The following is a 13,297-nucleotide window of genomic DNA, read 5'->3' as shown; positions in this document are numbered from 1 at the left end:
AATCCGACGCGATTTGTCACGTGCGCGTCGAAGTCGATGGCGTAGTGTAGAGAGCCTTGGCGAAGAAATGCAACCGGAACGTGGGCCCCGCGCCGTCTAGAGCGCGATGCGATGAGGATGAAATCGTCATCGCGCTTTAGGTCGTTGTTTAAGCATGATCTTTTCGGAAAACCGCTGCGCGCTTCTCCGCTTTAGTGCTCGAACACCAGCCGCGCGCCGACCGTGCCGTCGAGGGCGCGGATCTGCTGGAGCAGCGCCGCAGAATCCTGCCCCGCGAGATCGGCGTCGAGCACGACGTAACCGAGATCGCCTGATGTCTCCAGATATTGCGCGGCGATGTTGATGTCGCGCTGGAGGAAGACCTCGTTGAGCCGGCGCAACATGCCGGGGACGTTGCGATGGACATGGCTGAAGCGCGCGCCGGAGGGGCGCAAATGCAGCTGCACTTCCGGGAAATTCACCGCGCCCATGGTCGAGCCCGTGATGAAATAGTCGACCAGCTTGCGCGCGACCTCGCCGCCGATGCGCTCCTGCGCCTCCTCGGTCGAGCCGCCGATATGGGGGGTGAGGATGACGTTCTCGAGGCCCTGAATGGGGCTCTTGAAGCGATCGGAATTCGACGACGGCTCGACCGGAAACACGTCGACGGCCGCGCCGGCAAGATGGCCGTCGCGCAAAGAGCGCGCGAGCGCGTCGAGATCGACCACGGTGCCGCGGCTGTTGTTGATCAGGAACGAGCCAGGCTTCATCGCCCGCAGCTCCTTCTCGCCGATCATGCCCGCGGTCTCCGGCGTCTCCGGCACGTGCAGGCTGACGACGTCGCTCTGCGCGAGGAGCTCTTCGAGCCTCTCGACCGGCTCGGTGTTGCCGTGGCGGAGCTTGTCGGTGCGATCGAAATAGATCACGCGCATGCCGATGGCTTCGGCGAGCGTCGACAGCTGCGAGCCGATATTGCCGTAGCCGACGATGCCGAGCGTGCGGCCGCGCACCTCTCGGCTGCCGGTCGCGGACTTGTCCCAGCCGCCGTCATGGGCCGACACCGAGCGCGGAAAAATCCGCCGCAGCAGCATCACGATCTCGCCGATCACGAGCTCGGCGACGCTGCGCGTGTTGGAGAACGGCGCGTTGAAGACGGGAATGCCGCGCTTGCGCGCCGCCATGAGATCGACCTGGTTGGTGCCGACGCTGAAGCAGCCGACGGCGAGAAGCTGATCGGCGGCTCCGAGCACATCATCGGTGATCTGGGTGCGCGAGCGGATGCCGAGCAGCGACACGCCTTTGAGCGCGCGCCGCAGATCCTCGCCGTCCAGCGCCTTGGTCAGCCGCTCGACATTGGTGAAGCCCGCGCTCTTGAAAAGGTCGACAGCGCTGTCATTGACGCCTTCGAGCAGCAGCGCCTTGGCACTCCGCTCAGGGCTTTGGCCTGGGGCTGGCATGGTGTCTCCATAGATGATGAGCTTTGTCGCAGCTCATAGACCGCGGACGGTGCGCGGCACAATAGGGGTCGGATACGGGGAGAAAATGGCGGATGGTCATGCTCGCATCAGCCACTCGGTCATCCTGAGGCGTGAGCCCTGCGGTGCGAATGCACCGCTGGGGCCCCGATGCAGCCGCGCGGAGAGAGTTGGGCCGTCGCCCTTCGAGGGCCGCTAAGAAGCGGCCACCTCAGGGTGACGGATAATCCACCCGTTCAAGGTCAAATCACATAAAACCCGTGCGTGCCGTCACGGCGGAGTTGCACGACCAGCCCATATTCCCAATCGAGATAGGCCTGCATCGCAGCCTGCGCGACGTCGGTGCCTTCATAGGGCCTGCGGTAACGATGGGCCGGATCGGGCTTGGGCAGCATGCGCGGCGGGCCGATCTCGAGCGCGGCGTCATAGCCCCCTTCCAGCACATAGACCTCCCAGCCCATCTGCCCCAGCCACGACGCCGTCATGTCGGCACGGATACCCCTGTCGTCGGTCAGCAGAATGCGCGCGCCGCGCACGGGCGCGGCCATGTCGGTCTCCTGGACCAGCTGGCCGCCGGGATAATGGCGGAAGCCCGCGAGATGGCCGGCCGCATATTCCTCGGCGTCGCGCACGTCGAAGCGATAGAGCGTGCGATCCGTCTGCGCGACAAGCGCAGCCATCTCGCGCGCGCCGATATGGCGAACACCGGCGCGATAAGCGACGTCGCGCGCGTTGGCCGGGCCGCCCTCGAACGGCCCGATCTCGCCGCGCCTGCCAGCACCGTGGTTGAGCGTGTGCCGCGCCAGCGTCCAGCCGATGGTGCCGTTGCGCAGCGCCCGCACCTTGTTGGGCACGCCGGCATTGATCAGCGACTGCGTGCCGATGATGGAGCGGGTGCGGCCGGCGCAATTGACGATGATGGTGGTTTCAGGATCCGGCGCGGCCTGCCCTGCGCGCAGCACCAGCTCGGCGCCGGGCACGCTGATCGAGCCCGGAATGTTCATCGTCGCATATTCGTCGAAACGGCGGACGTCGAGGATGGCGATGTTGGCCTTGTCCGCGATCAGCTTTGCCACCTCATCGGCGCTGAACGAGGGCGTGTGGCGGCGCGCTTCGACCAGTTCGCCGAACGCCTTCGAATAGGAATTGACGTCCTCGAAGACTTGATAGCCCGCGTCGCGCCAGGCCTTCAGGCCGCCATCGAGCGCGCTGATATGGGTGTAGCCGAGCGCGGCGAGACGTTCGGCGCCGGCCGCGACCAGCCCCTCGCCGTCATCGTAAAGCACGATCGCCACGTCCTTGCGCGGCAGCCGCACCTCGGCCTCGATCGCGATCCGATCCACGGCCATGTTGGCTGCGAACAGCGGATGTCCGGTCGCAAAACCTGCCTCGTATCGGAGATCGAGCAGCGCGATTTCTTCGCGCAGCAGCAGTGTGCGGCGGATATCGGCGGGGGTGACGGTCGGAAGCTTCATGGCACGGACCTTGAGAAGAGGGCCATGGGCTTTTGACCGATTAGAAGCGCGTTGGCTAGCCTCGTCCGCTCACTCGCCAGGAACGAGCCGCCCGAGCGGCTGCCGCGCCGGACGGCGCAGCTTGCGGCGCGACAGGTAGAGCAGGATGCCGGTGATCGCGAACAAGGGCATCGACATCGCGGCAATCATGAACGCGAGCTTGCCCGGCCAGCCCAGGATCTCGCCGCGATGGATGTCGTAGATGGCCGCGATGATCTTTTCGCCGAACGTCTTGTCAGCAAAGCGCTCCGCTGAGACCAGCTGCCCGGTGACGGCGTCGATGCGGAATTCGTCGCGTGTGGTTTCCAGCAACGAGGCTTTCCCCCACGACCGGATCCGTATTGTCGTGCCGGGACCAGCCGGCAGCGTCAGCAAGGCCTTCGAGAACCGATCGCCCTCCTCACGCTGGAACGTCACCCAGGCCGGATCGAATCCGATCGGCGGCGCCGGTTCGGAATTGGCCGCACGCGGCAGCTTTGCGGGCATTTTCGCTGCTGTGACGTGCGGACGCGCGAGCAGCCAGGTCACGCCGTCCTTGTACCATTCGAAGGAGAAATACAGGCCGGTGAGGGTCATCGTCAGATAGACCGGAAGGACCCAGGTGCCGATCACGGTGTGCAACGACCGGTGCAGAGCGCGGCCACCGAGCCCAAGATTCGGCTTCAGCCACATCTTCACGCTGCCTACACGACGCGGCCAACGCAGCACGAGGCCCGTGACCAGCATGACGATCAGGCCGAGCGCGATCGTGCCGGTGATCGGACGTCCCCAACCCTTGCCGTCGCCCGGAATGAGCAGCCAGCGATGCAGCCGGCGCACGGTCGCGAAAAACGCTTCGCCGCGCGGCGCGCCGAGCACGCTAGCGTCATAAGGATCGACATAGAGCGAAGTCGGCCGGTCGCCCCGGTCGTCACGCGCAAAGCGGACGTGAACCGCCGCAGACGGATCGCTCGACAGTGTGACGGCGGCGACCTTGCCGAGGTCCTGCGAGGCCTTCAGCCGCGCAACCAGCGCATCAGGCATTAACGCCGGTGCCTGACGCGGTGCGACCTGCATGATGCCGGCGTTGAGATGATCGACGATCTCGTCCTCGAAACTCATGATCGCGCCGGTCAGCGCGATCATGGACACCAGCAGCGCAAGGACCAGGCCCGCGATGGAATGGACCTGGAACAGGACCGCCTTGATGGTGTGTCCGAGCCGCGCGGCCATGGCTAGAACTTCACCGTGGCCGACAGCGAGACGCGCCGCGCATCGCCGATCGCGACGTTGAGATTGTTGACGGCTGAGGGATAGTAGACGGTGTCGAACAGGTTCTTGACGTTGAACTGATAGATCACCGGCGTGTTCTGGTATCTCGTCTCATAGGTCGCAAAAATGTCGGCGACCACATAGGACGGCAAGAAGAAGGTGTTGGTGGAATCGCCGGGACGGTCGCCGACATAGCGCGCACCGCCGCCGAGGCGGAGCTGACCGGGCAATGCGGTGCCGAAGTCATACACCAGATAGAGCGATGCGGTGTTCAGCGCGACGTTCTGCAACTTCCTGCCGAGCAGCGTCGCATCCTCGGACGCCGTCACGCGGGCATCAGTATAGCCATAACTGCCGATCAGGGCCCAGCTATCGGTGAGCCTGCCGGTGACGTCCAGCTCGACGCCGCGCGAGTGAGCCCGGCCGACGGTGTGGAGCTCCACGTTGCCCGCGCTGTTCGTCTTCGTCGTCTGCACGTTCTTCTTGTCGAGATCGTAGAGCGCCAGCGTACCGGAGATGCGCTTGTTCAGATCGAATTTGACGCCGGCCTCGTATGACACGCCCTCTTCCGGAGCGATGTTGGAATCGATCACCACGCCGATCGGCGCAATGGTCGAGTTCGGCTTCAAGGACTGGGTGTAGCTCGCATAGAGCGAGATCTGGTCGGTCAGCTTGAAGATGGCGCCGCCGAGCGGAAGTACCTTGTCCTGTGACACATTGGTATTGGTGTTGAAGGGCTTCCCGCGGCCGGCGATCTGCTCATAGTCCATGTAGCGCGCGCCGCCGACCAGCGCGAAGCGCTCGGTCAGATGCAGCGTGTCCTGGACAAACAGAGACCACTGGCCGAGCTTGTCGGTCTGGGCGCTATCGCTGTTCGACGCCGTCGTCCCGGGCCCGATCAGCCCATAGACGGGATTGTAGACATTGAAGGCGGGCGTCGTCTGCCGAATCAGGGTGTCGCGGTAGATGGTGCGATACTGACCATCGCCGCCGAACACGACGTCATTGCGCATGTCGCCGAGCCAGAAGCTGCCGGAAATATACGACGTTCCGTAGCTGACGTTGCTGAGCGAGCTTCCCGTGCCATCGTTGCTGCGCGTCTCCCTGCCGGTCGTGAAGTCAATACCGGTGATACGGAGCTGGTTGGCGCTGAAGGTCTCGGTGTTGTAGCTGTAGCCAGCGTAGAGCTTCCAGTCCTGGTTGAAGCGATGCTCGACCGAGGCCTGCATCAGGTCGGACGTACCCCACGTGTTGTTGAAGGGCTCATCTAACCGGCGCGTGGCGGGCACCGCGAGCGGCGCCTTGGTCACCGGGTTGAACGCCGTGCCGCGATCGAACGGGTAGATGAACTCGCGATGCTCGTAGTTGAGCTGGACCGTGGTGTCCTGGCCGTACCAGGCCAGTGACGGCGCGATCAACATCTCGCGGTGGCGACCGAAATTGCGCCAATAGTCCTCGCTGACACCGTAGCCGATAAATCGATAGGCGAGACCTTGGTCGCCGATCGGGCCGGTGACGTCGAGCAGGCCGTCGGCGCCGGTCTTGGAGGCGTTGAAGGCCGAGCCGAGCAGCGTGACCGAGCCGTGCTGGTAGAGCTCGGGGCGCTTGCTGATGGTATTGACGATGCCGCCGGGGTCCATGATGCCGTAGAGCAGCGAGGCTGGTCCCTTCAGCACCTCGACACTTTCGACGGCGGCATTGAGGCTGCGGCCCTGCACCAGCGGCATGCCGTTGCGCATGATCGAGCCGTCGCGATTATCGCCGAAGCCGCGCCGGATCACCGCGTCCTGGCTGCCGGCAAGCGTGTTGGTCTGGGTGACGCCGGAGACGTTGATGAGCGCATCGTCGATGTTGCGCGGGAGCTGGTCCTTGAGCACCTGCTCGGGCACGACGTTGACGGCTTGCGACGTATTGAGCGGCGAGGCGCCGCTGCGCAACGTGGTCGCGCTCGGCATCGCGCGATAGCCGAGCTTGGCGGCCTGCTGCGCGGCGGCTTCCGCGGCCGCGCGCTCCGAGAGTGTCGGTGCGGCCGGCGCAGGGTTACGATTGCGCTGGCGCGCGGCGGCCTGCGTGCGGCGTGACGTCTGATCCGATGCACGCACCGGCTTCGGCCGCTGCGCCGGCGCCTCCACCGTCACCGGGGGCAGGGCCGATTGCGCCTGCGCGGTCGTCATGATGGAGGGGCATTCGGCGAGCAGCACGGCCGCTCCGATGAGAAGACCCGCACGGCTCTTGCCGGCATGAGTTCGATGGCCGCAGACACGCTGGCCATCCAGATGAGCACGCACGTTCGATTCACTTCCAGGTCAGACGCAGCATTGAAGCTGGCGCGTCTAACAGCCGCGGTGCCCGAAGAGAACCGCAGGCAGAGTTGAATCGCTCTAGTGTTGAATCGTTCTAAGAAGGAGCGACATCGAACGGCAATCTTCAATTGCCGTCGTGCCGGTCGCAACACGCAACACGCGAATTCGCGGCGGCGTATCACGGTTCTGTGCGGTCTCAGGCGATGGCAGGAGCCGTCAACTCGTCGAGCTTCCGCTTGAACGCGGAGCCGTCGGACGAGGCGCGGAGCGGCGGGCGCACGCGCTGCCAGGCCGCATCGCCGGTCTGTGCCGCCAGGATTGCTTTCAGCGTCGCAGTGAACGAGGGCGTCTTCAGCACGACGTCGATCGCAGCCTGCATGCGCGCTTCGACATCCTTGCCCTCGACCATGCCTTTGACCAGCTCGGGCACGACATTGGCCATGCCGCAGATGGTGCCGGCACCGCCGGCGGCGATCGCTCGGGTGATATCGGCTTCATTGCCGACGGTGATGGCGAGCTCGGGAGCCGCGGCACGGAACGCCTGGAACTGCTTGAAGTCGCCGCTGGAGTCCTTCAGGCCGGCAATCACCTTGCCGTAACGCTTGCGCAAGTTCGCGGCGACGGCGGTTGGGATAGCAACGCCCGACGTCTGCGGGATGTGATAGAGATAGGCGCGCAGCCGATCGTCGGCGACGCCGTCGATGATCGCGGCAAAGGCATCCTCGATGCCTTCGGGCGCGACGCTGCGGTCGAAGTAAGGCGGCAGCACCAGCACGTGGCGCAGGCCGAGGCCGAGCGCGGCGCGCGTCAGCGCGATGCCGTCGGTGATGGCGGGGAAGCCGCCGCCGATGCCGATGCGCTCCGGCGCAACGCCCGCCTTGAGCACGGCTTCGATGGTCGCGATGCGCTCGGCGACATTGAAGGAGGTGCCCTCGCCGGTGGTGCCGAACAGCACGACGCCGTCGACCCCCTTGCCGAACAGCTGCTTGGCGTGCGCCGCGAGCTTGGCGGAGTCCACGTTGCCGTCGGCCGCCAGCGGCGTCGCCGATGCCACCCAGAACCCGCGAATTGCCTCTGTCATCACACCGCCCTCTAAGCTGCGATCTCGGACCAAGCCCCTGATCTCCCCAATGGTCTTTAAGGGGGCTTCCGAGCCTTGTTTTTGCTTTACTTTCCGTCTTGTACCTTACATACAAGAAAGAGGCAAATCCTTTCCACCGTCACGGCGCGCATGGGCGCAGCCAGATTCAGGAAGGTCTCGCATGAACATGGTGACCCCGGTGAAGCGTCTCGACCAATTGCTCGGCGCCCTGCGCGACAAGCTCGGCGCAGCCGCCGTACTGATCGGCACCGACGTGCCGGCGCGCAATTGCAACGACTGGAGCGCGAGCCTGCCGCAGACGCCGCTTGCGGTGATCCGTCCCGTCGATGCGCAGGGCGTGGCCGATGCGATTGCGACCTGCCGGCAGGCGCAGCTGCCGTTCGTGCCGCAGGGCGGACTGACCGGGCTGTGCCGTGGCGCATCGCCCGAAGCCGGCTGGGTCGCGATCTCGCTCGAGCGCATGAGCGGCATCGAGGAGATCGACCGCGCTTCCGCGACGATGACGGTGAAAGCAGGCACGCCGCTGGAGACGATCCAGAAGGCCGCGGACGAAGCCGGCTTCTTCTTTCCGCTCGACCTCGGCTCGCGCGGCTCCTGCGTCATCGGCGGCAATCTCTCGACCAATGCCGGCGGCAACCGCGTGATCCGCTACGGCATGACGCGCGAGCTGGTGCTCGGTCTCGAAGTCGTGCTGCCCGACGGCACCATCATCACTAGCCTCAACAAGCTGATGAAGAACAATGCCGGCTACGATCTGAAGCATCTGTTCATCGGCTCGGAAGGCACGCTCGGCATCATCACCCGCGTGGTGCTAAGACTGTTCCCGAAGCCGCGCTCGACCATGGCGGCGCTCTGCGCGCTGAAGGATTACGCCGCGGTGATCGCGCTGCTCGATGCGGCGCGCAGCGGGCTCGGGCCGCTGCTGTCGGCGTTCGAGGTGATGTGGCCGGACTATTGGGACGTGATCACGACTCGCGCCGGCGTGAAGCCGCCGGTCGCCGCAGGTCACGGCCTCTATGTGCTGGTGGAAGCACAAGGCACCGACGAGAGCCTGGACGCGCCGCGCTTCCAGGCCTGGCTCGAAGAGCTGATGGAGCGCGGGCTGCTGGCCGATGCGGCGGTGGCGCAATCGCTGGCGCAGACGCAGGCCTTCTGGCGGGTGCGCGACATCTGCGCCGAGTTCGGCCAGGTGCTGGGCCCGCATATCTCCTACGACATCGGCCTTGCGGTTGCGCGGATGGACGAGTTCGTCACGCGCTGCAAGGCGGCGCTTGCTTCCGGCATCGCGGGCTGCGAGAGCGTCTATTACGGCCATATCGGCGACGGCAATCTGCATCTGGTCTCCTGGGTCACCGGCCTCTCCGTCGAGCAGCAGCCGAAGGAAGAGATGGACACGATCATCTATGGTCTGGTCCGCGAGCTCGGCGGCAGCATCTCGGCCGAGCACGGCATCGGCACGCTGAAGAAGAAGTGGCTGGGCCATGCCAGGAGCGACGCCGAGATCGCGCTGATGCGGACGCTGAAAGCGGCGCTCGATCCCGACCATCTGCTCAATCCCGGCAAGGTGGTCTGAGAAACGCCAATGCGCTCGCTCAAGCTCGATACGCCGAAATCGCTGTCGCAGCGGGTGATGCAGCGGCTGCGACAGGCGATCATCGACGGCGAGTTCGCGCTCGGCGCTGCCATCTCCGAGGAGATGGTGGCCAATTCCTTCGGCGTCAGCCGCACGCCGGTGCGCGAGGCGATGGGCCAGCTGCAGGCGCAAGGCCTCGTGGTGATCCGCCCGCAGGTCGGCAGCTTTGTGTTCACGCCGAGCGCGGACGACATCAACGCGCTCTGCACCTTCCGCATCGCGCTCGAACCCAAGGCCGCCGAGCTCGCCTATCGTCACGATCGTGACGGTGCAATCGCCACAATGGGCGAGGCCATCGCGGCGATGGAGCCGGCGGTCGCGGCAAAGGACAACATCGCCTATGGCCGCGCCGATGCCGCGTTTCACGAGGCGCTGTTCACCCATTGCGGCAACCGCTACCTCGCCGAATCCTATCAGCTGGTCTCCGGCCGTGTCGCCGCGCTCCGCACCAATCTGACCTCGCCGATTGACGTGCGCACCCGCACGTCATTCGACGAGCATCGCAGGCTGCTCGATCTGTTCGCGCGCGGCGAGTTCGCCGCCTTCGAAGAATTGATGACCACACATATCACCAATTCGGGCGTGGTCTACGCCAAGGCCTTGAAGGTGGAGACCTTGAAGGTGGAGGCGTCGGGCGTGGAATGAGCGCCTCTAGCGCCCTTCCCTCGGTCCCGGCCTGTCCAGAAAATCCAGCGCGGTATTGATCTGTTCGAGCTGGTGCTCGATCTTGTCGCGGTCCTCGACCGATGGCGCCTTTTCGAGCTGCTCCACGAGCTTCTGCTTTCGCAACAGCAGGTTCTCTATGACTGTACTCACAGCTCCCCCATCGCCAGAGGCGAACATCGCGAGTGCGCGCGAGCCGGGCTCGCGGCAACCCCTCATCAGAATGTCCGCGAAGGCCGATGGTTCCTGCGGGTGAACCTGGACGCATGCGGATGGAACTAGCGGCGCAAACTGGCCCAGACGCCACCCAAAATCAGCAAACCACCGAAAAGATGGATCAGCTGCGGCGGTTCGCCGAGGATGGCGAAAGACAGCAGCGCGCTGGCGATCGGCCCGAGATAGAGCACGAGCGAGGTCCGCACCGAGCCGAACTTGCCGCCGAGCCAGGCAAAGCCCGCATAGGCGAGCAGGCCGGGAACGATCCCGGCGAAGACATAGGCCGACAGCGCCTTGGTGCTGAAGACCTGCCCCGGCATCGCCCACATCTCCATGGCCGCGAGCGGCAGCGAGAACAGGGCGCCGGCGCCCGAGAACAGGCTGATGCGTGCCAGCAGCGACGCCTTCGGCGCGGCGCGCGATTGCAGCAGCGTGTAGCCGGACCAGCCGAGCATCGCGATCACGACGAGGCCGTCGCCGGCCGCAGTCTGAAGTTCGATCAGTGTCTGCGGATGGCCGCCGGAGATGATGAGCAGCGCGCCTGCGAGCGCCAGCGCCGTGCCGAGCCATTGCAGCGGGCCGACATGCTCCATGCCGCGCAGGGCGGAGATCAGCAGCACCGTGATCGGCGACAGCGCCATGATCAGCGCGATGTGGATCGCCGTCGTCGAGACGCCCGCGGCATAGACCGGACCGCCGCACAGGAACATGCCCATGAAGCCGGCGGCGAGGATCGGCCAGACGTTTCGGCCGAGAGGCACGCGGCCGCCCTGGATCTCCTTGAGCGCGATCGGCGCGAGCCCGATTGCGACGATGCTCCAGCGGAAGAAGGCGAGCGCGAAGGGCGGGACGGAGCCCGCGAGCCCGCGCGCCAGAATCTGATTGGAGGCCTGCGCGGTCGCCACCAGGATGAAGCCGACCAGCGCAATCACGCCAAGCCAGGCATTCGCGGACGGCGATACGCTGCCCACTGCGTCATGACCGCCGTCGGAGGTTTCCTTGCCCATGGAGCAACCGGATATCCGATGGCGGCCGCGGTGAGAACCCTGACGACGCCCCGGCTGCGGCCCGGGAACCTCAACTTTCACGCGCCCGTCGGTTGAATTCGGAGGCGTGGGGACTTATCCCTTGGCGCCATGGACACCCAGATGATCACCGCCGCAATGCCGCTGATGGCCCGGGCGCAGCCGCGCAAGCCGGCACCTTTCCTCCCGATGAGCCGCGCCGAGATGGACTCGCTCGGCTGGGACGCCTGCGACATCGTGCTGGTGACCGGGGACGCCTATGTCGACCATCCGAGCTTCGGCATGGCGATCATCGGCCGGCTGCTGGAGGCGCAGGGCTTTCGGGTCGGCATCATCTCGCAGCCGGACTGGCACTCGGCCGAGCCGTTCAAGGCCCTCGGCAAGCCAAAAGTGTTCTTCGGCGTCACCGGCGGCAATATGGATTCCATGGTGAACCGCTACACAGCGGACCGGCGCCTGCGCAGCGACGATGCCTATACGGCCGGCGGCGAAGGCGGCAAGCGGCCGGACCGCTGCACCGTCGTCTACGCCCAACGCTGCCGCGAGGCGTTCAAGGACGTGCCGATCGTGCTCGGCGGCATCGAGGCCTCGCTGCGCCGGATCGCGCATTACGATTACTGGTCGGACAAGGTGCGCCGCTCGGTGCTGGCCGACGCCAAGGCCGACCTGCTGCTCTACGGCAATGCCGAGCGCGCCGTGGTCGAGGTGGCGCAGCGGCTCGCCGCCGGCGAAGCGCCGCGCGCGCTGGACGACATCAGGGGTGTCGCGCTGTTCCGCAAGGTCCCCGAGGACTACACCGAGCTGCACGCCGACGATCTCGATTCCGCCGACGAGGGCGCGACCCGCCAGAAGGGTGCGACCGTCATCCGCCTGCCGGCGCTGGAGCAGGTCGAGCAGGACAAGGAAGCTTATGCCCGCGCATCGCGCGTGCTGCACCGGGAGAGCAATCCCGGCAATGCGCGGCCGCTGGTGCAGCGTCACGGCGATCGCGATCTCTGGCTCAACCCGCCGCCGATCCCGCTGACCAGCGACGAGATGGACGCGGTCTACGACCTGCCCTATGCGCGCGCGCCGCATCCGTCCTACGGCGAAGCAAAAATCCCGGCCTGGGACATGATCAAGTTCTCGGTGACGATCATGCGCGGCTGCTTTGGCGGCTGCACCTTCTGCTCGATCACCGAGCACGAAGGCCGCATCATCCAGAACCGCTCGGAAGGCTCGATCCTGCGCGAGATCGAAAAGATCCGCGACAAGACGCCGGGCTTCACCGGCGTGATCTCAGACATCGGCGGCCCCACCGCCAACATGTACCGGATGGCGTGCAAGGATCCGAAGGTCGAGGCGGCGTGCCGGCGGCCGTCCTGCGTCTTCCCCGAGATCTGCCCGAACCTCAACACCTCGCATGACGACCTGATCCGGCTCTATCGCAAGGTGCGCGAGACCAAGGGCATCAAGAAGGTGATGGTCGCTTCCGGCGTGCGCTACGATCTTGCAGTGGAGAGCCCGGAATACATCAAGGAGCTCGTCACCCATCACGTCGGCGGATACTTGAAGATTGCCCCCGAACATACCGAGCGGGGGCCGCTCGACAAGATGATGAAGCCGGGCATCGGCGCCTACAACAAGTTCAAGCGGATGTTCGACGAAGCGGCCGAACGGGCCGGCAAGAAATATTACCTGATCCCCTATTTCATCGCGGCGCATCCGGGCACGACCGACGAGGACATGATGAACCTCGCGCTGTGGCTCAAGAAGAACCGCTATCGCGCCGATCAGGTGCAGACCTTCCTGCCCTCGCCGATGGCGACCGCGACCGCGATGTACCACACCGGCGTCAATCCGCTGCGCGGCGTCCGCCACGGCGGCAGCGACAAGGTCGAGGCGATCAAGGGCCTGCGCCAGCGCCGCCTGCACAAGGCCTTCCTGCGCTATCACGATCCCGACAATTGGCCGGTGCTGCGCGAGGCCCTGATCGAGATGGGCCGCCGCGATCTGATCGGCTCGCAGCCCCACCAGCTCGTGCCCGCGCACCAGCCCCCCGGCACCGGCAAGGCCGCCGGCACGCGGCGACCGGTGCGGCCGGGCGAGAAGACCCAGCGGTTCACGACCAAGGGGCTGCGGGTGATGAAGTGAACG

Annotated in this window: 10 protein-coding genes; 3 read left to right on the top strand and 7 right to left on the bottom strand. The window is 65.7% G+C overall.

The window, feature by feature from the left end; all coding sequences use genetic code 11:
- Positions 1-191 precede the first annotated feature (191 nt).
- The 5 genes from serA to GGD62_RS24795 all read right to left on the bottom strand — a co-directional run bounded on the left by serA (position 192) and on the right by GGD62_RS24795 (position 7,603).
- The gene (gene serA / locus GGD62_RS24815) at positions 192-1,436 is read right to left on the bottom strand and encodes a phosphoglycerate dehydrogenase (RefSeq protein ID WP_183235590.1); all 1,245 of its coding nucleotides are present in this window, start codon (positions 1,434-1,436) and stop codon (positions 192-194) included.
- A 260-nt stretch (positions 1,437-1,696) separates the two neighbouring features.
- Complete coding sequence (locus GGD62_RS24810) at positions 1,697-2,929, bottom strand: rhodanese-like domain-containing protein (protein ID WP_183710686.1); 1,233 nt, start codon at positions 2,927-2,929, stop codon at positions 1,697-1,699.
- A 69-nt stretch (positions 2,930-2,998) separates the two neighbouring features.
- Positions 2,999-4,180, bottom strand: coding sequence for a PepSY domain-containing protein (locus GGD62_RS24805; protein ID WP_183710685.1), 1,182 nt, complete (start codon positions 4,178-4,180; stop codon positions 2,999-3,001).
- Positions 4,181-4,182: 2 nt separating this feature from the next.
- Entirely contained in the window at positions 4,183-6,507 is a 2,325-nt protein-coding gene (locus tag GGD62_RS24800) for a TonB-dependent siderophore receptor (RefSeq protein WP_183710684.1), read from the bottom strand.
- Between the two features lie 211 nt (positions 6,508-6,718).
- Complete coding sequence (locus tag GGD62_RS24795) at positions 6,719-7,603, bottom strand: dihydrodipicolinate synthase family protein (protein ID WP_183710682.1); 885 nt, start codon at positions 7,601-7,603, stop codon at positions 6,719-6,721.
- Between the two features lie 181 nt (positions 7,604-7,784).
- Here GGD62_RS24795 and GGD62_RS24790 point away from each other — a divergent pair, with 181 nt between their 5' ends.
- Both GGD62_RS24790 and GGD62_RS24785 read left to right on the top strand, forming a co-directional pair.
- A complete protein-coding gene (locus tag GGD62_RS24790; protein ID WP_183710680.1) occupies positions 7,785-9,197 on the top strand; it encodes an FAD-binding oxidoreductase in 1,413 nt (470 codons plus the stop codon).
- A 9-nt stretch (positions 9,198-9,206) separates the two neighbouring features.
- Positions 9,207-9,902 carry a GntR family transcriptional regulator gene (locus GGD62_RS24785; RefSeq protein WP_183710678.1) on the top strand — a complete coding sequence of 232 codons (696 nt, stop codon included), beginning with the start codon at positions 9,207-9,209 and terminating at the stop codon, positions 9,900-9,902.
- 6 nt (positions 9,903-9,908) lie between these two features.
- Here the strand turns inward: GGD62_RS24785 and GGD62_RS24780 are convergent, their stop codons facing one another.
- On the bottom strand, positions 9,909-10,073 hold the full coding sequence (locus tag GGD62_RS24780; RefSeq protein WP_183710676.1) for a hypothetical protein: 165 nt from the start codon (positions 10,071-10,073) through the stop codon (positions 9,909-9,911).
- Between the two features lie 125 nt (positions 10,074-10,198).
- Positions 10,199-11,143, bottom strand: a complete 945-nt coding sequence (locus GGD62_RS24775) for a DMT family transporter (protein WP_183710674.1) — start codon at positions 11,141-11,143, stop codon at positions 10,199-10,201.
- Positions 11,144-11,272: 129 nt separating this feature from the next.
- Between GGD62_RS24775 and GGD62_RS24770 the strand changes: the two genes are divergently transcribed.
- Positions 11,273-13,294 carry a YgiQ family radical SAM protein gene (locus GGD62_RS24770; protein WP_183710672.1) on the top strand — a complete coding sequence of 674 codons (2,022 nt, stop codon included), beginning with the start codon at positions 11,273-11,275 and terminating at the stop codon, positions 13,292-13,294.
- Positions 13,295-13,297 lie beyond the last annotated feature (3 nt).

Origin of the sequence: Bradyrhizobium sp. ERR14 (assembly GCF_014198235.1) — a bacterium.
Classification (GTDB): domain Bacteria; phylum Pseudomonadota; class Alphaproteobacteria; order Rhizobiales; family Xanthobacteraceae; genus Bradyrhizobium.
Note: the sequence above shows the minus strand (reverse complement) of the source record. Positions and strands in the feature narration are given on the sequence as shown.

Coding starts and splice junctions, on each gene's coding strand:
- serA (WP_183235590.1), bottom strand. CDS start 1,436: ATGCCAGCCCCAGGCCAAAGCCCTGAGCGGAGTGCCAAGGCGCTGCTG.
- GGD62_RS24810 (WP_183710686.1), bottom strand. CDS start 2,929: ATGAAGCTTCCGACCGTCACCCCCGCCGATATCCGCCGCACACTGCTG.
- GGD62_RS24805 (WP_183710685.1), bottom strand. CDS start 4,180: ATGGCCGCGCGGCTCGGACACACCATCAAGGCGGTCCTGTTCCAGGTC.
- GGD62_RS24795 (WP_183710682.1), bottom strand. CDS start 7,603: ATGACAGAGGCAATTCGCGGGTTCTGGGTGGCATCGGCGACGCCGCTG.
- GGD62_RS24790 (WP_183710680.1), top strand. CDS start 7,785: ATGAACATGGTGACCCCGGTGAAGCGTCTCGACCAATTGCTCGGCGCC.
- GGD62_RS24785 (WP_183710678.1), top strand. CDS start 9,207: ATGCGCTCGCTCAAGCTCGATACGCCGAAATCGCTGTCGCAGCGGGTG.
- GGD62_RS24775 (WP_183710674.1), bottom strand. CDS start 11,143: ATGGGCAAGGAAACCTCCGACGGCGGTCATGACGCAGTGGGCAGCGTA.
- GGD62_RS24770 (WP_183710672.1), top strand. CDS start 11,273: ATGGACACCCAGATGATCACCGCCGCAATGCCGCTGATGGCCCGGGCG.